This window comes from Campylobacter sp. IFREMER_LSEM_CL2194 (assembly GCF_025771685.1).
Lineage (GTDB): Bacteria > Campylobacterota > Campylobacteria > Campylobacterales > Campylobacteraceae > Campylobacter_D.
In genome coordinates, this window is sequence record NZ_JAKMQS010000007.1 from 89,819 (window position 1) to 112,547 (window position 22,729).

The following is a 22,729-nucleotide window of genomic DNA, read 5'->3' on the forward strand; positions in this document are numbered from 1 at the left end:
ATAACATTAATTATATTTTATTTAAAAACCCATCTAAGCAAAAAATTTAACTTTTTTTTATACACTTTTACTAATTTTAATCCTCACAAGGAAAATAATGAAAAATTTAATCATAGTAGAATCACCTGCTAAAGCTAAAACCATAGGTAATTTTCTAGGTAAAGACTATGAAGTGATAGCCTCTAAAGGCCACATTAGAGATCTACCTAAAACTAGCTTTGGTATAAAAATAGAAGATGAAAATTTTAAACCTGAATATAGAATTTCAAACGATCATTCAAGCTTAGTAAAAGAACTCAAAGAAAAGGCTAAAAAAGCTAAAATCATCTATCTTGCAACCGATGAGGACCGCGAGGGTGAAGCCATAGCTTATCATATAGCTAAGGCTATCAATAAAGATGAAAATTCCCTGCCACGCATAGTTTTTCATGAGATCACTAAAAGTGCCATAGAAAATGCTTTAAAAAACCCAAGATCTTTAAATATAAATAGCGTCAACGCTCAACAAACTAGACGCTTACTTGATCGCATAGTAGGTTATAAACTAAGCCCTTTACTCAATCAAAAAATTCAAAAAGGCTTAAGCGCAGGGCGTGTACAAAGCGCAGCTTTAAAAATCATCGTCGATAGAGAAAGAGAAATTAAAGCTTTTGTTCCTTTGAAATATTTTAGTGTAGATATGATTTTTGAAAAAGACTTACAAGCTGAATTAGTTGAGTTTCAAAACCAAAAGATAGAAAAACTAAGTCTAACTAATGAAGATAGAGCCAAACTTATCTTTGAAGCTTGTAAAAATGCTAACTTTAAAATAAAAGACATAGAAAGTAAAGATAGAAAAATAGCCCCACAAGCACCTTTTATGACCTCAACTTTGCAACAAAGTGCGAGCAATCGCCTAGGTTTTAACCCTAAAAAAACCATGATGATTGCTCAAAAACTTTATGAGGGCGTAAAAACCCATCAAGGCATTATGGGTGTGATCACTTATATGAGAACTGATAGCTTAAATATCGCAAAAGAAGCCTTAGAAGAAGTAAGAAAACTCATTAAAAGTGATTTTGGCAAAGAGTACTTGCCAAGCAAAACAAATATTTACACCACTAAAAGCAAAGGTGCCCAAGAAGCACATGAGGCTATAAGACCGACCAATCTTAGTTTTACTCCAAAACTTGCAAGTGAGTTTTTAGAAAAAGATGAAGCAAGATTATATACTTTAATATACAATCGTTTCCTAGCTTCACAAATGAATCCTGCTATATCTCAAACTCAAAATGTCTATGCAAAATCAAATGAAGCAAGTTTTAAAATAAGCGGTAGAAAAATTTTATTTGATGGGCATTATAAAGTATATGGAGATATGGATAAAGATAAAATTTTACCTAATTTAAAGTTAGAAGATACATTAAACATCCAAAATATAGAATTAAACTCACATTTTACCGAGCCACCTTCAAGATACTCTGAAGCTGGGCTTGTTAAAAAGCTAGAAAATCTTGGTATAGGACGCCCTTCAACTTATGCTCCAACCATCTCTTTACTTAGTGCAAGAGAATATGTGCATATAGATAAAAAACAAATCATACCTAATGAAATAGCCTTTGTTGTAACAGAAGTTTTAGAGCAAAACTTTAGCGATATAGTAGATAGTGATTTTACTTCTAAAATGGAAGATAAACTTGACATCATAGCAGAAGGCAAAATGGACTGGCAAGAAGTTTTAAGAGAGTTTTATTTTCCTTTTATGAGAAAAATCGATGAGGGTAAAAAAAATATAAAAAGTCAAAAAACTTTTACAAAATTAGATGAAACATGCCCTGATTGTGGTGGTGAGCTTGCTATAAGAAAAGGAAGATATGGAGAATTTATAGCTTGTTTAAATTTTCCAAAATGCAAATACTCAAGAAATTTAAAACAAGAAACACAAAATGAAGAAAAAAGTGAGAAAAAACTCAACACCATAGGTGTAAAATGCCCAAGCTGTCAAGAAGGCGAGATTGTGGAGCGTTTTTCTAAGCGTGGTAAATTTTATGGCTGTAGTGCTTATCCAAAATGTAACTATATAAGCAAATACAAACCAAGTGAAGAAAAATGTAGCGAGTGCGGTGAAACTTTGATCATCAAAGAGCTTAAAAAAGGCACATTTTTAGAGTGCTTAAAATGCAAAATCAAAAAGGAAATATAATGCAAATCATGCTTTGTGCTATATCTAATATAGCAAGTGGAGGGTGCGGGGAGGACTGCAAGTACTGCACCCAAAGTGCTCATGTAAAAACAAATATCAACAAATACAAAAGAAAAGATATAAACCAAATTGTTTTAGAAGCAAAAATGGCTAAGAAAAATGAGGCTTTAGGTTTTTGTTTGGTCACAGCAGGAGCTGGGCTTGATGATGAAAAACTTGAATATGTATGCAAGGTAGCTCATGCGGTGCAAAAAGAAGTAAAAGGACTTTTACTCATAGCTTGCAATGGCATAGCAAATTTAGAACAACTCAAAGAATTAAAAAAAGCAGGAATTTTTTCTTATAATCATAATCTAGAAACTTCCAAAGAATTTTTCCCAAACATTTGCTCTACGCATACTTGGGAGCAAAGATTTCAAACTAATCTTTATGCTAAAGAAGCAGGTTTAATGCTTTGCTGTGGTGGAATTTATGGTCTTGGAGAAAGCGAAGCTGATAGAAAAAGTTTTAGAGCAAGTTTAAAAGAGCTTGATCCTTTTTCTTCGCCTATTAATTTTTTCATACCAAATGAAAATTTAAAACTTAAACAAGCTTTGCTTGATCCTGATGAGGCGTTAAATATCATCAAAGACACTAAAAAAGACTTACCAAATACACATATCATGGTAGCAGGTGGTAGAGAGGTAGTGTTAAAAGAAAGACAATATGAAATTTTTGACGCAGGAGCTAGTGCTATAGTAGTGGGTGATTATCTTACAACTAAAGGCGAAGAACCTAGCAAAGACATACAAAAACTAAAACAAATGGGATTTAGCTTTGCTAGCTCATGCCATTGATGCTCAAGCTGCTACGGATTTAAAAATTTTATTAGTCGTAGCAGGATGTTTGCTAACTTCACCTTATATTGCTAAATTTTTAAAACTCCCACTTTCAGCCACTGAAATCATGCTTGGTTCTTTTATAGGATTTTTGGGTTTCATAGGAGAAAGTGAGAATTTTAAACTTTTAGCTAATGCGGGATTTTATTATCTTATGTTTATTGCGGGTATGGAGATTAACCTTAAAACCTTTTTAAACACTGAAAGAAGCTTACTTAATAAAGCTTTTATTTACATTATACTTTTATATGCTTTTAGTATTTTAGCGGTTGAAAGTATAGATATTTCTTATATTTTTGTCATTATTATACCTGTTATGAGTGTGGGTTTGCTCTCAACGCTTTATAGAGACTTTGGCAAAAACTGTGAGTGGCTTAATGTATCTATGGTAGTAGCCACTTTAGCTGAAGTTGTAAGCATAGTTTTGCTTACCATAGCTGCAGCATTTTTGGGAAAAGGAGCCGATCTTTTCTCACTCACTCAAAATTTATTATACTTAGTAGGATTTTTAGCACTTTGTATTTTTGGATTTAAATTTTTAGAAGTGCTTTTTTGGTGGTATCCACAGCTTAAAACCATACTCATGCCTTGGCAAGATCAAAACGAAAAAGATATAAGATTTTGTATGGCAATTTTCATAGCCATAGTTGCGATTATGATTTATTTTAAACTTGAAGTTGCACTTGGAGCTTTTATAGCAGGCTCATTTATAGCTACTTTTTTTGATCATAAAAAAGACTTAGAGCATAAACTTTCTAGTTTTGGTTATGGCTTTTTAATCCCTATATTTTTCATCTATATAGGCTCAAGTTTTAAACTCCAAATGCTTTTAAACCCTCAAGTTTTGCTCATAGCTTTTTCGCTAACTGCCTTTATGATAGGACTAAGAATACTTTGTGCTATGACTTTTGTAAAAATACTTGGTTTAAAAAACACCTTTTTATTTGGCCTAAGCCATTCTATGCCACTAACCTTACTCATCGCAGTAGCTACGCTTTCTTATCAAACCAATATCATCACTCAAGATATATACTCAGGATTAGTGCTTACTGCTTTACTTGAAGCAATTTTAGCCATTAGCTTAATTAAATTTATTAATAATCTTAGTAGAAAATAATTCTACTAAGTATTTATATAAAATTGCTATACTTTTTTTATGAAAAATTTAGACACACTTTTAGAATTAGCCTTAAAAGCAAGCAAGGAAGCCTCAAAAGTATTACTTGAATATAAAGACAAAAATACTTTGTGGCTTAAAGATGATGATTCCCCAGTAGGTTTAGCTGATATAAAGTCTAATGAAGTTATTAGTGAGATTTTGGCTTCAAGCGATATAGCTATATGCTCTGAAGAAAATATACTCTCTTATGAAGAAAGAAAAAATTTAGAGTATTTTTGGCTTATAGATCCTCTTGATGGCACTAAATCTTATGCTAAAAAAGATAAAGAATATTGTGTTTTAATCGCATTAATCCACAAAAACACCCCTATACTTTCACTCATAGGCGATGTGGAAAATAATGCATTTTATTATGCACATATTCATACTAAGGTTTATAAAAATAATGAAATTTTAAATCTTAGCTTAGAACAATACGAAAAGGTTAAAAATATAGCCCTTTACTCTAAAAACCATGATAACAATGAAGATTTTTTCATTCAAAATCATCTTGAAGGTATTAAGGTTTCATCTGCTTTGAAATTTGTATATTTACTTGAAGCAAAAGCTGGAATTTACCCACGTTTTGGTGGTCCAAAAGCTTGGGATATAGCTGCGGGAGATTTTTTAGTCAAACAAAATGGTGGAATTTTATATGATTTTAATAAAAAGGCTTTAGATTATAATAGTTCTGATTTTAAACTTCCAAGTTTTATAGCTTTTGCTAAGAATGAATTTAAATTAAAAGGTTTTTAGTGAGATTTTTTTTAGTATTTTTTTGTTTTTTAAGTGCTATTTATGCTAACTCTTTTGCGAATAAAAAAATCATCAAATTACAAAATAACGATGATTTTAATATCATCAATCTTGAACAAAATATAAATTATGACAAACTCTCACACATTAACACCTTAGCTTTGGTGCCAAGCTATGAAAAAGAATATAATTTTTATTTTTCAAATTTAAAAATCGATGCTAAAAGCATGGCAAAAGACACACTAAAAGCATTAAGTGCTATTTTAAATGAGCAAAATAATTTTGCCTTGCTTAGTCAAAAAGAAAATCAAACTTATATCAATAGTCAAAATATCTTGCAAACAAATAAAAATTTCATCAGTGCAAGTGAGTTTTTAGAATTTAATCGTTTCAAAAAGGCTGATTTTATTATTTTGCTAGATTTAAAAAGTATTCAAGCAAGCCAACAAAATTTCTTGCTTTTTTCCAATTTTGAAGTCAAAGCCGACATAGAATACAAACTTTTTAATGCTAAAACAAAAAAACTAAAAGATCATAAAATCCTTACTATCAATACTCAATTTAGCACAAATGATAAAAATAAATCTTATCAAGAATTAGTCCAAGAAATAGCTACAATTGTTTATGAAGATATTAAAAATACTATATAATCACCACTTCTTCTTCTAAAACAATCCCAAATTCTTCAAAAACTCTTTTCTTAGCAAGCTCTATCAAAAACATAGCATCATCAAAACTAGCATGTTTTTTATTGATTAAAAAATTTGCATGTTCATTACTAAACATCGCATCATTCTTACTAAAACCTTTAAGATTAACTGCTTCTATCAATCTTCCTGCATGATCGTTTTTGGGATTTTTAAAAACAGAACCAAAACTAGCACCTTTGGGTTGATTTTTTCTTGCATTTTTTAAAAGTTCATCTTTAACTGGGTCAAATCCATATTCTAAAAAAAACTTCGCGCTAAACATCACTTCTTTAATAGGGTTAAACCTATAAGCAAAAGCTATATTTTGTTTTAAAATTTCTTGATTAAAAGTGCAAATACTAATTAAGTTTTTACTAATATCCTCATCTTTTAACCCTGCGTTCATTTTTAAAATACCACCTAAAGTCCCTGGGATATTTCTTAAAAACTCAAAGCCTTTTAGGTTATTTTCTTTAGCAAAATGATATATTTTAAAAGATTTCACGCTAGAGCCTATCTCTAAAAACATACCTTTTTCATTTTGCTCTAAAATTTTAATATAATCAAAACTTTTCCCTAAAATTCCTAGTTTTTTGGATTTTGGAGAGATTAAAAGATTATTTGCTCCACCTATTAAAAAACCATCAAATTCGCAAGGCTCTTCAAGTATTTGTACTTCAAAGCTCTCGCCTATACGCACAGAAGAATACTTAGAAAAATCAATAATCATCTAATAAAGCTTGGAATTTGATTTAAAATATTAGTTGTAAAATCAATCATAGAACTTATCATCCAAGGCATTAAAAATACTATTACCACAACAACAAGTAAAATTTTTGGCACAAAAGAAAGCGTGGCTTCGTTAATTTGCGTTACAGCTTGGAAAATACTTATAATAAGCCCTGCAATAAGCCCTGCTAAAAGCATAGGTAAAGAAAGCATAAGTGTGATTTTAAAAGTTTGTACACCCAAGGCTACTAAAGTACTTTCCATATTTACTCCTTAAAAATTTAAATTCTATCAAGAATTTCTAAATTCTTCATACTCACTAGGTATAAGATAATCTTTGCTTTTTATTAACTTCTCATAAAATCCATGATTAAATCCAAGCTCAAAAAGCTTATCTATGGCATTGTATTGTTTATCATTCATATTTATAGAGTTTTTATTTGCATATAAATTTAAATACACATCAAGTTTTTGGGCATCTACGCGTATTAAATTACGCTCTAAAAGCATAGAAGCTAAGATTTTTCTATTATGATCAGCTACTTCTACTGCTTTAATCAAATCTTTTTCAACCGCTATTGCATCACTGAGCGGTAAAGATCTTCTAAGAGCCATACCACCCAAAGGTAAAGGCAAATCATCTTTGGCTAATTCTTGCCAAATATCCCAAAGTTCAGCCTCAACACACAAACTAGAATCAAACTCTAAAATACTCTCATGTATAAGCACTCCTGCATCAACCTCATCTTCTAAAACAGCCTTTTCAATCTCTAAAAAATTCTTATAAACTATCCTAGCTTGTGGGTATTTTATGCGAAAGATTAAAGCATTAGTAGTGTGTGCTCCACTTAAAGCAACTTTAAAATTTGGCTTTAATTTTTTATCTTTTTTCTTAATAAGCTTTGGCCCATAACCCTCGCCAAAACTCACAGCAGTTTTTAATAAAGCATATTCACTAGCTATTAAAGGATAAAGCGCAAAAGATATCGCACTAACATCGTATATATTTTCTAATGCAAGTTCATTTAAAGTTTGTATATCTAAAGCTGTATTTTCATACTCATAAGCATTTCCAACCCAACCAAATTTAATCGCCATATACATAAAAATATCATCAGCATCAGGAGAGTGTGCTACGCTAATTTTTTTATTCATTTTTTTCCTTGAAAAATTTAAAAAAGTATTTTAGCAAAATTCAAAATAAAAACTTATATTAAATTTCTTTTTGATACAATTTTAAACATATTATAAAAGGATTAACAAGTATGGATGATAATAAAAGAAAATCACTTGATGCGGCTTTAAAAAGTCTTGATAAAACCTTTGGAAAAGGTACTATTTTAAGACTTGGCGATAAAGAAGTTGAAAAAATTGATTCTATTCCTACAGGTTCGGTTGGACTTGATTTGGCTTTAGGAATTGGCGGGGTTCCAAAAGGAAGAATTATAGAAATTTATGGGCCTGAAAGTTCAGGTAAAACTACACTTACCTTACACATCATAGCAGAATGTCAAAAAAAAGGTGGAGTTTGTGCGTTTATCGATGCAGAGCATGCTCTTGATGTAAGATATGCAAAGAATTTAGGTGTTGATACAGAAAATCTTTACATCTCTCAACCAGATTTTGGAGAACAAGCCTTAGAAATCGTTGAAACCATAGCAAGAAGTGGAGCCATTGATCTAATAGTAGTAGATAGCGTTGCTGCACTTACTCCAAAAGCAGAAATCGAAGGTGATATGGGAGATCAGCATGTAGGTCTTCAAGCAAGATTAATGAGCCAAGCTTTAAGAAAATTAACCGGTATCGTTCATAAAATGAATACTACTGTAATTTTCATCAACCAAATTCGTATGAAAATAGGCATGATGGGCTATGGCACCCCTGAAACAACTACTGGTGGAAATGCTTTAAAATTTTATGCTTCGGTTCGTTTAGATGTAAGAAAAACAGCTACTTTAAAACAAAATGATGAGCCTATTGGAAATCGTGTTAAGGTAAAAGTGGCTAAAAATAAAGTAGCTCCTCCATTTAAACAGGCCGAATTTGATGTGATGTTTGGCGAGGGTGTAAGCCGTGAGGGCGAGCTAATAGACTATGGTGTAAAACTTGATATTATTGATAAAAGCGGTGCGTGGTTTTCTTACAAGGCTTCTAAACTTGGTCAAGGTAGAGAAAATGCCAAAGCATTTTTAAAAGAAAACCCAGCTATTGCAGATGAAATCACTCAAGCCATACAAAATTCAATCGGTATAGATAGTATGATTTTGGGTGCAAAAGAAGACGATGAAGAAGGAGAGGAATAATGTTGATTATTGAAGATTTAAGAGCTTTTGAAGTTTTAGATAGTAGAGGCAACCCTACCATTAAAGCCGAAATCATGCTAAGCGATGGTAGTGTAGGAAGCGCTATCGTTCCAAGTGGTGCAAGTACAGGAAAAAAAGAAGCTTTAGAACTAAGAGACAATGATGAAAGATTTGGTGGTAAAGGTGTTTTAAAAGCGATTGAAAACATCAATGGCACCATAGCTGAAAACATTATAGGGCTTGATGCATTTAATCAAACCCAACTAGATAACACTCTTTTAGAGCTTGATGGGACAAAAAACTACTCTAACCTAGGAGCAAATGCAACCTTAGGAATTTCTATGGCAACAGCACGCGCTGCTGCTAATGCACTAGGTGTACCTTTATATCGCTATTTAGGTGGGGCAAATGCAAGCGTATTACCTGTGCCAATGTGTAATATCATCAACGGTGGTGCACATGCAAACAATAGCGTAGATTTTCAAGAATTTATGATTATGCCTTTTGGTTTTTCAAGCTTTAAAGAAGGATTAAGATCAGTTTGTGAAATTTATGCAGTATTGAAAAAAGAATTAGCCAACTTAGGTCACTCTACTGCCTTAGGCGATGAGGGTGGTTTTGCACCAAATTTAGCAAATAATACAGAACCTCTTGATCTTTTAATGACTTGTATTAAAAAAGCAGGCTATGAAAATAAAATCAAACTAGCGTTAGATGTAGCAAGTAGTGAACTTTATAAAGATGGTAAATACCATTTAGAGGGTAAAGTTTTCTCAAGTGAAGACTTAATCGCGCGTTATGAAGAATTATGTGCAAAATATCCAATTTTTAGTATTGAAGATGGTTTAGCTGAAGATGATTATGAAGGTTGGATTAAACTTACTCAAAAGCTTGGCAATAAAGTTCAGCTTGTGGGTGATGATTTGTTTGTAACCAATGAAGATATTTTAAGAGAAGGTATCATGAAAAATATGGCAAATGCTGTATTGATTAAGCCTAATCAAATTGGAACAATCACTCAAACTATGAGAACAGTAAGATTAGCTCATAGAAATAATTACAGATGTATTATGAGTCACAGAAGCGGGGAAAGCGAAGATGCTTTTATAGCTGATTTTGCAGTAGCGCTTAATACAGGACAAATCAAAACAGGAGCTCTAGCAAGAGGCGAAAGAACTGCTAAATACAATCGCTTATTAGAAATTGAACTTGATAATGATGAGTACTTAGGAGATAAACTCTGAGCGATTTATTAAAAGAGTATGATGAGCATTCTAAAAAAAAGGAAGCTCATCGTCAACTCATCAAAACCATTGCATTATCATTTGTAGCTATTATTGTTGCTATGTATTTTGGTAATATGTTTTTTGGCAAATCTTCTCTAGATGTACTACTAACACTTAAAGAAGAGCAAAAAATTTTAGAAAAAAATATAATGACTTTAAAAGCTAAGAATGCTCAAGCTCAAAAAGAATATTTGCAACTTTTAAGACTTAAGGGAGAAAATTCGCATGAGAATTAAATTTTTTATATTGTTTTTACTTTCTTGTGTATTTTTAAATGCAAAAGACAATCCTTTTGATAATAATATAGAACAAAAAAATACCGAATTTGCAAAACTTAGTCCTTTCCAAAGGCAAGATTTTAACTTTAATTCTGATGCGAGAATTTTAAAAAATATTACCATTACTTACATTAACCTTGATGGCTCTGAAGAACAAACCACTCTGGATATATACAAAAGTATTAACTGGCATGATACCTACTCATTTATAAAAACTAAAAGTCCAAATGCCACGCCTATACTTGATGTATCTGTAACCGTGCCACAAAAACAAGGAAATAAAAACTCAAAAACAGAAGAAAACAACACTACTTTAAACATAGAAACACCACTTTTTAGCGGAAATATTTATAATTTTATTTCTCTTGGTTTTTACAATAACAAAATTAATATCAAAACCCAGGATAAAATACTAAGACATCTTTCTATAGGAGATCCTACTAAAATTATTATAGATTTTGCTAAAAAACAAAATTTTAACACCAAAACACTGCAAGTTAATACAGCACAAGTTAGAAAAGTTGTATTTGGTTCACATAAAGGGTATTATCGTTTGGTAATATATCTTGATGGAAAATACAGTTATAAATATTCGCATAGTGAAAACTTACATACATTTAACTATCGCTAAGAGTTTTTAAACTCTTAAGCAAATCTATGATCATAAATAATCATTTGAAATCTTTGGGCTATCATTCTAGCTCTTTCTATAATGATATTTCTTGGTTCATCTTCAAAAACTTCTTGCAAACTCTCATCAAATAAATTAAGCCAAATATCAAAAAATTCTCTTGGAAATGGAGGCAATTCATGATGAGCTCTCAAAGGTGAACCACTATAACTTGGATCAGCTAAAAACATCCCTGCCCAAAAACTTGCTATTTTTTCTTTATGTTTTTTCCAACTCTCATCATCTGTGCCGATTTTTTCATTAAAAATAGGTCCTAAATCCTTATCCGCCCTAACCTTTGCATAAAAAATATCCATAAGTTTTTTTATACCCTCATGATTAATAGTTTCAAATTTCATGCTTTTCCTTAAAAATAATTTTTACTTATTGTATTAAATTTAGAAATTAAAAATATAAACAAAAGTCAATTTTTAGTATAATTTTAAAAAACTAAAGAAAAACTATGACTTATACTATTTTACCACCCAATCAATTCTTAGATGATTATGTCTTAAATGTGCAATTGCATCAATTAGCAAATATCTCTAAAAACGCTTATAAATTTTGGAAAAACGCTCAAGCAGCACGCTATCAAGGTACAAGAGTGGTATTTTTAAACAAAAAAAGTATTTTAAAAAAACACCAACACCTTATACAAAAATGTGAAAATTTAAGTGGCTATGTGTTAGCAAGTGCTTTTTGCTCATTTACCACTTTAGCCCCATCTCATTTAGTAGAAAAAAATAATTCTCAAATTTATAAAATCTTAGATATAAAAGAAGTATGTGGGGTTAAATTTGTAAATTTAAAGGCATTTTACGATCTTTTAAATCTAGATTATAATTATAATATTTACATCGAAAAATGCCATTTTTTTAGTCCCACTCCTTTGGAAAAGCGTATTAAAATCACTGAGAGTATGTGCGTTGGGTATTACTAAGATATTTAAACATCAAAGCACAAATAAGTGAGATTATAGCCATAGCTAACATATAAAATCCCAAAGAAAAACGAGCAATATTTTCTAAATTTCCTAAAGCAATGGTGTGTAAAAATAGAGCAAGTTGTGGGGTAAACCCACCGGCTAATGCATAAGCTATATTATATGAAAAACTAAGTCCTGAAAATTTAATCTTAGCATCAAATACTTCACTCATCATTAAAGGGCAAAAATTCATCACTCCAGCAAAAAAACAAGCGCTTAAATAATACACACTCACTGTATTAAAATCAGGTGTTTTAGTATAAAGAGCATTAAAATAAAACAAGCAAGTTAAGAAAAATCCTAATGAAAAAACCACACAAGCTTTCACTATGCCTATTTTATCAGCCAAAATTCCACTTAATATACAGCCAATTACAAGTACAACTATGCCAAGCATTTGCATGTAAGTTTGAATGCTTGTATCAATACTTAAAATTTTTGCCATAAAAGAAGGTATGATTAAAATCATCACAACAATGCAAGCAGTTAAAACCCAAGTTATCAACATAGAAAGCAAACGCCCAACTTGGCTTTTTTAAACACTTCTTTTAAAGGAAATTTTTCTAGGGCTTTATCTTTTTTCATTTGCTCAAAAACAGGAGTTTCTCTTAAGAATTTACGCAAATAAGCAGAAATGATCCCAAAAATTCCACCTAAGAAAAATGGAATTCTCCAAGCCCACTCATAAAGCTCTTCTTGTGTAAAAAATTTATTCATCATCAAAAATACAAAACTACCAAGTAAAATTCCACCTACCACAGAAGCTGTTAAAATCCCAAGATAAGTACGTTTTTGACCCTTTGGAGCATGCTCAAATACAAAAACCCAAGCACCAGGCAATTCCCCGCCTATAGCTATACCTTGACAAATCCTTACAAATACTAAAAATACTATACATAAATACCTTATGCTTTCATAAGTAGGTATAAAAGCAAGTAAAAAAGTTGGTATAACCATCAGTAAAATACTAAGCATAAACATTTTCTTACGGCCAAATTTATCGCCAAAATGAGCCATAACTATACCACCAAGCGGTCTAGCTAAATATCCTGCAGCAAAAATCCCATAAGTATTAAACATTTGCTAAAATGGGCTTAAATTTTCAGGAAAGAAATTTTTAGAAATATAACTTGCAAAAAATACAAAAATGATAAAATCATAAAATTCTAAAGTCCCTCCCAAAGAAGAAAGACCTAAAACTTTTATATCTTTTTTAGTAAGATTTTTACTCACTCTTAATCCATCTCATAAGTATCATCATCGCTATAATCATCATCGTATTCATAATCATCATCATCATAATTATACGATCTTTGATTATTTGCATAAGTATCATCATCTATTTCATCATACATTTCATCATCGTAATTTTCAAATTCTTCATCGTCATAAGCCATTATAAATCCTTTAAAATTTTTTAGTAGTATTTTAATATAAAAATATACATTTTGGTATAATTTTTCAAACTTTACTTAAGGAAAAATATGAATTTAACGCATTTAGATGAAAAAAATCATCCCAAAATGGTAGATGTAAGTCAAAAAGATATCACCCAAAGAGAAGCTTGTGCAAGCGGTAAAATATACATGAGCAAAGAAGCATTTGAAGCTATCATTGAAAACAAAGCTAAAAAAGGACCTGTTTTACAAACTGCCATTACAGCAGCCATAATAGGAGCTAAGCAAACTTCAAATCTTATCCCAATGTGCCATCCTTTAATGATTTCAAAAGTACAAACTCATATAGAAGAAAACAAAGAAGAATGTTCTTTTAAACTTTTTGTAACCGTAAAATGTGAAGGAAAAACCGGAGTTGAGATGGAAAGTCTAACTGCTGTTAGCATTGGACTTTTAACTATTTATGATATGGTTAAGGCTATTGATAAAAGTATGCAAATTACTGATATAGTTTTAGAAAGTAAAGAAGGAGGAAAAAGTGGTAAATATCTGCGATCTTAAAAAAGAACCTATTATAAACTATCCTACTTTTTGGGATTATAAAGTCGTTTTTGAAGCTGGGATTGATGCTTTAGAAGTTTTTACTCAAATACTTAATGAAAGAGAATTTAAATACAAAATCTCAAATACTAGCAAACAAGGCACATACAAAAGTTATCTTTTAAGTGTTTATGTTGATAGCAAAAGTGATCGTTTAAATATTTTCAATCAATTAAAAAGCAAAGCCAAATTTGTACTATAAAAAGGAAAATTATGAAAAATTTAGCCATTATTTTTGAAAATTCTCTCCTAGCTTGTGAAAAAAATGAAATTCCAAACCTAATTGGAGATCTCGTTTTTAATTTAAGTTATAAAAAAATTAGTTTTGAAAATGCCAGCAATGAAGAACTTTTTGCTATCTTTTCTAAGGTATTAGAGAAAGTTGAACTGATAAATGAAGAAAATATTTCCAAAATAATCCAAGGTATCATCAAAGCTAGAGTAGAAGAGGATAAAAAAACATTTTTTAATTATATTAATGAATACGGTAAATTAAAAGCAAAAATTGAAGAACAAAAAAACACTATTAAATACAAAATTTGTGATAATTTTTTTGATCTAGAAAAAACTTTAAAAGATTTGAATTTAAATGAATTTAATATAAGCATCAATGATGCTATGCTTTATGATATAGAAATACTGGGCCTTTTAAAAGAAACTGCCGAAAGCGCCTTTATAACAACTTTAGAAAAAGGCGAAAATATAGAACTTACATCTTGTGAAATCGCTAAAAACCTTGTATTTAATGCAATTTGTGAAGGAAGCTTTGAAAAAGAAAGAATTTTAAAAATATCCCAAGTAGTTTTAAATGCTGCTTTTGAACTTGCTAATGAATCACAAGCCTTTGCTTATGATTTATGTATTGGAAGTATTTATGGGACACAAGAAGGAATTTCTTTGGCGATTGAAAAATTTAAATCAAGCTTTGCATATAGCGCTTTAGAACATGATTTAAAAAATAAAGAAAAAGAGCTTATAGACATAGAGCAAGAATTTATCCAAATGCTTAAAAAAATATCATTAGATTTTAATAATCCCGTAAAAGATATACTTAAAGATTTATTAGAAAATAAATTTGACACTTTATTTGCTAAATTTAAACGCTTAATACAAGAAAACAGAGAGCAAATTCTTATCAAAATTAATGAAATTAAACAAAATCCAAAAATTGATGATTTTAGCAAGCTAGCACAAAGCAAACTCAATATCTTAGCCAAAGAGTTAAATGAACTCGAAAAACTCGCAAGCCATAAATATAAAAATTTAGATAAAAACAATGCAAAAGAATTGGGAGTGAGATTGTGGGAAAAAGCAAAAAAATTAATTAAAAAAAATATTAATTGATAATTAATTTTTAAAAATTAAAATTACAAAAATAAAATACGGAGGAAATTATGTTTAACACTTTGAAAGTTAAATTGTCTTTAATGGCAAATTTTTTCACTGCACTAAGTTTGATTATTTTAGGTGTGTTAAGTTTTTACTTTACCAAAACATACCTTTATGATAATGAGCTAAAAAGGCAAAATGATATTTTACAAGTTGCTCGAACTTCTTTAGAAACATTTCGAAAGCACAATAGTGATTTAATTTTAAATTTGGAAAAAACAATTTTGGAATTTCCATATGAAAAATTAAATTCCGAACAAGCTTTGATAGATAATGTTGGCTCTATTTTAAAATCATATAGAAAAGCTTCTGGAGTTTTATCTGCTTTTATAAGTTTAGATAATGGAGAAAATCTTGTAAGTAATGATACTAGTGATAAAAATAATAAAAATATCGAAATTTATGGACAAAATATCAACTATGATGCTAGAACTAGACCATGGTATATTGGTGCCAAAGAAAATAAAGATATTTTCATCACTTCTCCTTATATTGATAAAGCAACAAATCAATATGTAATAACATATACTAAATCTATATATAAAAATGGTAATTTTGTAGGAATTATTGGGGTTGATATTCCAGTAAAAGAGCTTCAAGAAAATTTTGAAAATATGCCTGGTAATAGCTTTTTATTTGATGAAAACGGAAAGATATTTGTTGCTAAAAACAAGCAGTTATTAGATCCATCGGTAGATCATGGGCCGGTATTAAATGCACACAAAAAAAATGGTGATTATTCTTTCTTTGAATATGGATTAAAAGGAAAAGAAAGACTGGGTATATGTGCTAAAATATCTTCTTACCTTGTTTGTAGTACTGAAAGTGCTGATGTTATAAATGAGCCTATTTTCAAAACAGCAACAATACAAACAATTGTTGTAAGTATCATGGTTGCCTTAAGTGTTATCATACTCTACTTCATCATCTCTTATTATCTATCCCCTTTACAAGCAATCCAAAAAGGCCTTAACTCTTTCTTTGATTTCATCAATCATAAAACTAAAGATTCGGCTATGATAGATGTTAAAACAAATGATGAGCTTGGTGCTATAGCCAAAGCTATCAATGAAAACATCACTAAAACTAAAAATGCATTAGAACAAGATGCTAAAGCAGTAGAACAATCAGTTGATACAGCTAAAGAAATAGAAAGTGGTAATCTAACAGCTAGAATAACAGCAATTCCTGCTAACCCTCAATTAATAGAATTAAAAAATGTATTAAATGAAATGCTAAATGTATTAGAACAAAAGGTTGGTTCTAATATGAATGAAATTAATAGAGTATTTGATAGCTATAAAGCCTTAGACTTTACAACAGAAGTTGCTAATGCTAAAGGTGGGGTTGAAGTAACTACTAATGTATTAGGTAAAGAAATAGTAGCTATGCTAAGACAATCATCTGAATTTGCTAACTTACTTGCTAGTGAAAGTGGTAAATTACAAAGTGCTGTTAAGAACTTAACTGATTCTTCATCAAGCCAAGCTTCTTCTTTAGAAGAAACAGCAGCAGCATTAGAAGAGATTACTTCTTCTATGCAAAATGTATCTCATAAAACTAGTGAAGTAATTGCTCAAAGTGAAGAAATTAAAAATGTTACTTCTATTATTGGAGATATTGCTGATCAAATTAACCTACTTGCATTAAATGCAGCTATTGAAGCAGCACGTGCTGGTGAACATGGACGTGGCTTTGCTGTTGTTGCTGATGAAGTTAGAAATCTAGCTGAAAGAACTCAAAAGTCTTTAGGTGAGATTGAAGCTAATACTAATATCTTAGTTCAATCTATTAATGAAATGGGTGAGAGTATTAAAGAGCAAACTACAGGTATTACTCAAATAAATGATGCTGTAGCTCAAATTGATCATGTAACTCAAGAGAATTTAAAAATAGCTAATGATAGTGCTATAGTAGCTGATAATGTAAATAAAATAGCTAGTGATATCTTAGAGGATGCTAGAAAGAAAAAGTTTTAAATAATTAACTAAACCCTTAATGGGTTTAGTTTAATTACTATCCTTCATTATGTTTTTAATTGCTTTTTATAATTTTCATATATTTTTCATTATTACAAAAAATTTCTTATAAAAAATATCTATAAACTAAAAGTATAAAAAATTAAACAAGAATATTAATTATAAATAATATAAATAAATATTTAAGACTATTAAAAATTTTAGAAAATGAATATCAACATCTTATATTATTTATATATTTTTATTGAAATTTGAAAATTTTAGAAATTTTTATGATACTTTTGTAAGAAATTGTTATATAATACGAATAAGTTTATAAATGAAACTTAAATAAAACCCACAAGGAGTACATCATGGGAACAAGAAAAGAACACGACTTTATTGGTGAGTTAGAAATTTCTGATGAAGTTTATTATGGGGTGCAAACTTTTAGAGCACTAGAAAACTTCCATATGAGTGGTAGAAGATTACAAGATTATCCTTATTTTGTAAAAGCTTTCGCTCAAGTTAAAAAAGCAGCTGCTCTTGCTAACAAAGAAGTTGGGGTTCTTGATGCTGACAAAGCTGATGCTATCGCCAAAGCTTGCGACAGATTGATTGCTGGTGAATTTTTAGATCAATTTGTAGTAGATATGATCCAAGGTGGTGCTGGTACTAGTACAAATATGAATACTAATGAGGTTATCACCAATATTGCTCTTGAAAGCATGGGACACAAAAAAGGTGAATACCAATACCTTCATCCAAATGACCATACAAACTTAGGTCAATCTACAAATGACACTTATCCAAGTTCAATCAAAGTAGCAACCTATGCAAAACTTACTGATCTTTTAAAAGCTATGGAACTTTTAAAAACCGAATTAGAAGTTAAAGCTAAAGAATACAAAGATATCATCAAAATGGGTAGAACAGAGCTTGAAGATGCAGTTCCTACAACATTAGGAAACACTTTCAACGCTTTTGCTAGCTATATTAAAAGCGATATTGAAAAAATCACAGCAGCTCGTGAATCAATGACTTATTTAAATCTTGGTGCAACAGCTATTGGTACAGGAATCAACTGTCATCCTGATTATAAATTTGTGGTTGAGAAAAAATTAAAAGAAATTACTGGTGTCGAATTTAAACCAGCTGAAGACTTTATCGCTGCTACTCAAGATACAGCTGATTTTGTGCATGTAAGTGGTGCACTAAAAACTGCAGCTGTAAGACTATCAAAAATTGCAAACGATTTAAGATTAATGAATTCAGGTCCAAGATGTGGTTTAGCTGAAATTAGCTTGCCTGCTATGCAACCAGGTAGTTCTATCATGCCAGGCAAGGTAAATCCAGTAATTTGTGAAGCAGTAGGTGAAGCTTGCTATGAAGTTATAGGCAACGATGTTACCATTATGCTTTGCTCTGAAAGAGGAGAATTTGAACTTAATGCATTTGAACCAGGTATTGCTTATGGACTATTCAATTCTATAGTGTTGCTTGAAAATGCTATGAAAACTTTAGCTGAAAAAGCTATTAAGGGATTAAAAGCAAATCCTGAAAACTGCAAAAAACTTGTACTAAATTCAATTGGAATTGTAACTGCATTCAACCCGGTTCTAGGTTATGAAAAATCTGCAAGTATTGCTAAAGAAGCTTTAGAGACAGGTAAGGCAGTTGGTGATATTTGTCTTGAAAGAGGTTATTTACCAAAAGAAAAAATTGATGAGATTTTAACACCAGAAAATATGTTAAATCCTCATATGACAGAAAAAAGAAAAGCTTAATAACTTAGGAGTTTAATCATGGATATTATGATTATTTTACAACTTGTTGTCTTTCTTGGGGCAATATTCATAGGTATCCGCCTTGGTGGCATAGCGATAGGCTATGCCGGAGGTTTAGGTGTTGTTATTTTAGGTCTTGTTTTAGGTATGAAACCAGGTAATATTCCTTGGGATGTTATCTTAATCATTGCTGCAGCAATTGCTGCAATTTCTGCTATGCAACAAGCAGGTGGTTTGGATTATATGGTAAAAGTTACCGAAAGAATTTTACGTAAACATCCAAGATTCATCAATTACCTTGCACCAGCTTGCGGTTGGTTACTTACTATTTTAGCAGGTACTGGTAATGCGGTATTTTCATTAATGCCTGTTGTTATTGATGTTGCAAAATCACAAAACATCAAACCATCAGTTCCACTTTCATTAATGGTTGTTGCTTCACAAATTGGTATTACAGCTTCTCCTGTTAGTGCTGCTGTTGTTTATATGACTGGTGTATTAGAACCACTTGGTTGGAATTATCCTGCATTAATTGGTATTTGGATTGTAACTACTTTTGCTGCTTGTATGATTACAGCTTTCATTGTAAGTTTAATCACTCCAATGGATCTTAGCAAAGACCCTGTATATCAAGAACGCTTAAAAGCTGGTCTTGTAAAAAGTGCTTCTGATGTTTTACAAAGTGAAGACAAACCGGGTGCAAAACTTTCAGTTGCTATTTTCTTATTCACAGTATTAGCAGTTGTTCTTTATGCTACAGCAATTTCTAACAATATCAAATGGATTGATCCAGTAGTTATCCCAAGAGATGCTGCGATTATGAGTTTCTTATTAACCGCTGCAACATTAATTACATTCTTATGTAAAGTTGAACCTGCAAAAATTTTAGATACAAGTGTATTTAAATCAGGTATGACAGCTTGTGTATGTGTATTTGGTGTTGCTTGGCTTGGAAATACTTTCGTTGCAGGTCATGAAGCTGGTATTAAAGAAGTAGCAGGTGAATGGGTTAAACAAACTCCAGCTATGCTTGCTGTTGCCTTCTTCTTTGCTAGTATGCTTTTGTATTCTCAAGCAGCTACTGCAAAAGCTATTGTTCCAGTTATCATCGCCGCATTAGGAATTTCAGCTACAAATCCTAGCGACTCTTATATGCTAGTTGCTTGTTTTGCTGCTGTTTCAGCACTTTTCGTTCTTCCAACTTACCCTACTTTATTAGGTGCAGTTCAAATGGATGATACAGGCACAACAAGAATTGGAAAATTCATATTTAACCATGCATTCTTTATCCCTGGCGTATTAGCTATAGCTATAGCTGTTGCTCTAGGCTTCTTAGCTGTAGGAATGCTTTAATACTCTAACTTTCCACTTTTAAAGTGGGAAGTTTTCTTCTTTTATTTATTAACTAATTTTAAGTAGAATGTTTTTTTTAATTTCAAAGAATTAATATGACAAAATTATCCTTAGATAGAAAAAATATAAGAATATTATTTATAGGTTATATTCTAGTAGCACTTTTTGGCACTTTTATCCTTATGCTTCCCATTATGCATACTAAGCCCATATCTTTTTTAGACGCATTTTTCACTAGTGCTTCAGCTGTAAGTATGACAGGACTTATTGTATTAAATACTTCATTAGATTTTAGTTTTTATGGACAACTTGTTATCTTATTGCTTATTCAAATAGGCGGTTTAGGCTATATGAGTATAGCTATGGCTTTATATATTTTAGTGCGTAAAAAAATGAGTTTTGGAGAAAAAAATCTTTTAAGAGAATCCTTGATTTATCCTGGCGCTGATGGGCTTGTAGGATTTTTAAAAAAGGTTTTATTTTTTGTATTTGCTATTGAACTTATAGGTGCAGTATTATTATTTCTAAGGTTTAAGCTTGATATGAATTTAAGTGAGGCTCTATGGGCTAGTATTTTTCACTCCATTTCTGCTTTTAATAATGCAGGATTTAGTATATTTGAAAGTGGTTTAATGCCTTATAGGGATGATTTTTGGATTAATTTTATTATCACCTCTTTGATTATCATTGGAGGCTTGGGTTATTTTGTATTATTAGAATTATACTTTTTTTCTAAAAAGCGTTTTGCAAGCCTAAGCTTACACACAAAACTTGTTTTAACTTCTACTATTATATTGATTATTTTTGCAAGCTTAGTGGTTTTTTTATTTGAATACCATAACCCAAAAAGCATAGGAGAATTTTCACTTTTTGATAAAATTATGAGTGCTTATTTTACAGCGGTAAATTACCGAACGGCAGGGTTTAACACTCTTGATCTTAGCACCTTTAAAGATGCAAGTTTATTTTTTGGATCTTTGTTTATGATTATAGGTGGTGCGCCTGGTGGAACAGCTGGTGGTATCAAGGTAACTACTATTGCTGTATTGTTAATCTATGCTTATTGGAGTATCAAAGATAGCAATGCAAGAATTTTTAACTTTGAAATTCCTGCAGAAACTATTAATAAAGCTTTTATTATAGCGGTAGGTTCTATTGTATATATCATCACTTGTGTATTGCTTTTATCTTTAATCGAGAATGATAAAAGTTTTTTACCTTTGCTTTTTGAAACAAGTTCAGCTTTTGCTACAGTAGGAGTTTCAGTGGGTGATGGCGGAACTTTATCACTTAGTGCGCTTTTTAATTCTGAAAGTAAGTTAATTATCATTTTACTTATGCTTAGTGGTAGAGTGGGTGTGCTTGCATTTTTATTTAGTATATTTTTTAAAGAAAAAGAAAAATATTTAAATTATCCAAAAGGAAAAATCATATTATGAAAAAAGAAACTTATGGTATTATAGGACTTGGAAGGTTTGGCTCTGTTTTAGCAAAAGAACTTATTGATCAGGGTAAAAGAGTTATTGTTTCAGATATTGATGAAGAAGCTGTTAAGGAATTACAAGATCATGCAGATTTTGCTTATATTTTGGATTCTACTCATACTATAGCCTTAAAAGAAGCAGGCTATGCAAATGCTGATGTTGTCATACTTAGCATAGGTGAAAATTTAGAATCAAGCATACTCACTTTCATGGCCTTAAAAGAGATAGGGGTAAAAAATATCATTGCTAAAGCAAATTCTTCTACACATGGACAAATTCTTTCAAAGCTTGGGGTTAATAAGGTTATCTATCCTGAAAAAGAATCTGCAAAACGTTTGGCTAAAATTCTTATTACTAATCCTAATTTTGAAATCATAGATCTCTCAGCTAATACCATCAAAGTAGCAAAACTTTTAGTGGATGAAAATTTAGCAGGAAAAACTTTGCAATCTATCGGACAAAATTTAAAAGTTATTGCACATAAACAGCACGATACTTGGAGTATTATGCCAGATTTAGAAGCTACAGCCTATTTAAATGATATATTAATGCTACTTGGAACTCAAGAAGAATTAAATCAATATGAATATTAATAAAAATTTAAAGCTTATTTTTAAGCTTTAAATTTACACTTAAACCACCTTTCATCTTCCATTAAACATTCCATATATTATTTTACCTATTACCTAATTTATAAAAACACATAAACTATAATTAAATATATTTTTTTAATAAGCTATTTTAAGATTATAACAACTATTATCAAATTTATATAAAAACACTATATTATAATTATTTAAAGAATATAATAAGATATTTATACTCTTTATTTATTACCAAATATAA

General features: G+C 30.5%; 23 protein-coding genes and 2 pseudogenes. 19 read left to right on the forward strand and 6 right to left on the reverse strand.

The window, feature by feature from the left end:
• Positions 1-97: 97 nt before the first annotated feature.
• The 5 genes from topA to L8V79_RS05095 are packed head-to-tail and all read left to right on the forward strand — an operon-like array spanning position 98 to position 5,625.
• The gene (topA, locus tag L8V79_RS05075) at positions 98-2,182 is read left to right on the forward strand and encodes a type I DNA topoisomerase (protein WP_412175183.1); all 2,085 of its coding nucleotides are present in this window, start codon (positions 98-100) and stop codon (positions 2,180-2,182) included.
• Complete coding sequence (locus L8V79_RS05080; protein WP_263702758.1) at positions 2,182-3,018, forward strand: biotin synthase; 837 nt, start codon at positions 2,182-2,184, stop codon at positions 3,016-3,018. The genes topA and L8V79_RS05080 overlap by 1 nt, the downstream gene beginning before the upstream one ends.
• Positions 2,999-4,177 (forward strand): sodium/hydrogen exchanger family protein, encoded by a 1,179-nt coding sequence (locus tag L8V79_RS05085; protein WP_052241302.1) that lies wholly within the window; start codon positions 2,999-3,001, stop codon positions 4,175-4,177. The genes L8V79_RS05080 and L8V79_RS05085 overlap by 20 nt, the downstream gene beginning before the upstream one ends.
• 39 nt (positions 4,178-4,216) lie before the next feature.
• A complete protein-coding gene (locus L8V79_RS05090) occupies positions 4,217-4,975 on the forward strand; it encodes a 3'(2'),5'-bisphosphate nucleotidase CysQ (protein ID WP_263702760.1) in 759 nt (252 codons plus the stop codon).
• Positions 4,975-5,625 carry a hypothetical protein gene (locus L8V79_RS05095; protein ID WP_263702761.1) on the forward strand — a complete coding sequence of 217 codons (651 nt, stop codon included), beginning with the start codon at positions 4,975-4,977 and terminating at the stop codon, positions 5,623-5,625. The genes L8V79_RS05090 and L8V79_RS05095 overlap by 1 nt, the downstream gene beginning before the upstream one ends.
• Here the strand turns inward: L8V79_RS05095 and L8V79_RS05100 are convergent.
• From L8V79_RS05100 to L8V79_RS05110, 3 genes are read right to left on the reverse strand one after another with little or no spacing between them, the layout of a single operon-like run.
• Positions 5,618-6,394: a UDP-N-acetylmuramate dehydrogenase gene (locus L8V79_RS05100; protein WP_263702762.1), complete on the reverse strand. Its 777-nt coding sequence runs from the start codon at positions 6,392-6,394 to the stop codon at positions 5,618-5,620. The two genes, L8V79_RS05095 and L8V79_RS05100, sit on opposite strands and share 8 nt — an antisense overlap.
• The gene (fliQ, locus tag L8V79_RS05105) at positions 6,391-6,657 is read right to left on the reverse strand and encodes a flagellar biosynthesis protein FliQ (protein WP_012660903.1); all 267 of its coding nucleotides are present in this window, start codon (positions 6,655-6,657) and stop codon (positions 6,391-6,393) included. Before fliQ ends, L8V79_RS05100 begins: the two co-directional genes overlap by 4 nt.
• A gap of 27 nt (positions 6,658-6,684) precedes the next feature.
• Positions 6,685-7,548: a menaquinone biosynthesis family protein gene (locus L8V79_RS05110; RefSeq protein WP_263664257.1), complete on the reverse strand. Its 864-nt coding sequence runs from the start codon at positions 7,546-7,548 to the stop codon at positions 6,685-6,687.
• Positions 7,549-7,658: 110 nt separating this feature from the next.
• Between L8V79_RS05110 and recA the strand changes: the two genes are divergently transcribed.
• The 4 genes from recA to L8V79_RS05130 all read left to right on the forward strand — a co-directional run bounded on the left by recA (position 7,659) and on the right by L8V79_RS05130 (position 10,891).
• Positions 7,659-8,696 (forward strand): recombinase RecA, encoded by a 1,038-nt coding sequence (gene recA, locus L8V79_RS05115; RefSeq protein ID WP_039617275.1) that lies wholly within the window; start codon positions 7,659-7,661, stop codon positions 8,694-8,696.
• Positions 8,696-9,940, forward strand: coding sequence for a phosphopyruvate hydratase (eno, locus tag L8V79_RS05120; protein WP_047207898.1), 1,245 nt, complete (start codon positions 8,696-8,698; stop codon positions 9,938-9,940). The genes recA and eno overlap by 1 nt, the downstream gene beginning before the upstream one ends.
• Before the next feature lie 116 nt (positions 9,941-10,056).
• Complete coding sequence (locus L8V79_RS05125) at positions 10,057-10,218, forward strand: hypothetical protein (protein ID WP_163197158.1); 162 nt, start codon at positions 10,057-10,059, stop codon at positions 10,216-10,218.
• Positions 10,208-10,891 (forward strand): AMIN domain-containing protein, encoded by a 684-nt coding sequence (locus L8V79_RS05130; protein ID WP_039667888.1) that lies wholly within the window; start codon positions 10,208-10,210, stop codon positions 10,889-10,891. Before L8V79_RS05125 ends, L8V79_RS05130 begins: the two co-directional genes overlap by 11 nt.
• A 14-nt stretch (positions 10,892-10,905) precedes the next feature.
• Here L8V79_RS05130 and L8V79_RS05135 read toward each other — a convergent pair whose 3' ends face one another.
• Positions 10,906-11,289, reverse strand: coding sequence for a group III truncated hemoglobin (locus L8V79_RS05135; RefSeq protein ID WP_263702763.1), 384 nt, complete (start codon positions 11,287-11,289; stop codon positions 10,906-10,908).
• Between the two features lie 104 nt (positions 11,290-11,393).
• Between L8V79_RS05135 and L8V79_RS05140 the strand changes: the two genes are divergently transcribed.
• Entirely contained in the window at positions 11,394-11,870 is a 477-nt protein-coding gene (locus tag L8V79_RS05140) for a cysteine permease (protein WP_263702764.1), read from the forward strand.
• Here the strand turns inward: L8V79_RS05140 and L8V79_RS05145 are convergent.
• Positions 11,839-13,148, reverse strand: a pseudogene (locus L8V79_RS05145) (MFS transporter). The gene L8V79_RS05140 and the pseudogene L8V79_RS05145 overlap by 32 nt on opposite strands.
• Positions 13,149-13,150: 2 nt before the next feature.
• Positions 13,151-13,312 (reverse strand): highly acidic protein, encoded by a 162-nt coding sequence (locus tag L8V79_RS05150; RefSeq protein ID WP_039627773.1) that lies wholly within the window; start codon positions 13,310-13,312, stop codon positions 13,151-13,153.
• An 87-nt stretch (positions 13,313-13,399) separates the two neighbouring features.
• Between L8V79_RS05150 and moaC the strand changes: the two genes are divergently transcribed.
• The 9 genes and pseudogenes from moaC (at position 13,400) to L8V79_RS05190 (ending at position 22,476) form a co-directional block, all read left to right on the forward strand.
• Positions 13,400-13,873, forward strand: coding sequence for a cyclic pyranopterin monophosphate synthase MoaC (moaC, locus tag L8V79_RS05155; RefSeq protein ID WP_039627771.1), 474 nt, complete (start codon positions 13,400-13,402; stop codon positions 13,871-13,873).
• The gene (locus tag L8V79_RS05160) at positions 13,851-14,114 is read left to right on the forward strand and encodes a DUF493 family protein (RefSeq protein ID WP_039617258.1); all 264 of its coding nucleotides are present in this window, start codon (positions 13,851-13,853) and stop codon (positions 14,112-14,114) included. The genes moaC and L8V79_RS05160 overlap by 23 nt, the downstream gene beginning before the upstream one ends.
• Positions 14,115-14,125: 11 nt before the next feature.
• Positions 14,126-15,256 carry a hypothetical protein gene (locus tag L8V79_RS05165; RefSeq protein WP_263702765.1) on the forward strand — a complete coding sequence of 377 codons (1,131 nt, stop codon included), beginning with the start codon at positions 14,126-14,128 and terminating at the stop codon, positions 15,254-15,256.
• An 83-nt stretch (positions 15,257-15,339) separates the two neighbouring features.
• Positions 15,340-15,891 (forward strand): annotated as a pseudogene (locus tag L8V79_RS08230) (cache domain-containing protein); the annotation flags it as partial.
• 300 nt (positions 15,892-16,191) lie between these two features.
• Positions 16,192-17,280 (forward strand): methyl-accepting chemotaxis protein, encoded by a 1,089-nt coding sequence (locus L8V79_RS08235; RefSeq protein ID WP_412175184.1) that lies wholly within the window; start codon positions 16,192-16,194, stop codon positions 17,278-17,280.
• Positions 17,281-17,633: 353 nt separating this feature from the next.
• The gene (locus L8V79_RS05175) at positions 17,634-19,046 is read left to right on the forward strand and encodes an aspartate ammonia-lyase (protein ID WP_039617251.1); all 1,413 of its coding nucleotides are present in this window, start codon (positions 17,634-17,636) and stop codon (positions 19,044-19,046) included.
• Between the two features lie 18 nt (positions 19,047-19,064).
• Positions 19,065-20,399 (forward strand): anaerobic C4-dicarboxylate transporter, encoded by a 1,335-nt coding sequence (locus L8V79_RS05180; RefSeq protein WP_039627765.1) that lies wholly within the window; start codon positions 19,065-19,067, stop codon positions 20,397-20,399.
• A gap of 95 nt (positions 20,400-20,494) precedes the next feature.
• Positions 20,495-21,838: a TrkH family potassium uptake protein gene (locus tag L8V79_RS05185; protein WP_214126720.1), complete on the forward strand. Its 1,344-nt coding sequence runs from the start codon at positions 20,495-20,497 to the stop codon at positions 21,836-21,838.
• Positions 21,835-22,476 (forward strand): potassium channel family protein, encoded by a 642-nt coding sequence (locus tag L8V79_RS05190; RefSeq protein ID WP_263702767.1) that lies wholly within the window; start codon positions 21,835-21,837, stop codon positions 22,474-22,476. Before L8V79_RS05185 ends, L8V79_RS05190 begins: the two co-directional genes overlap by 4 nt.
• Positions 22,477-22,729: the final 253 nt, after the last annotated feature.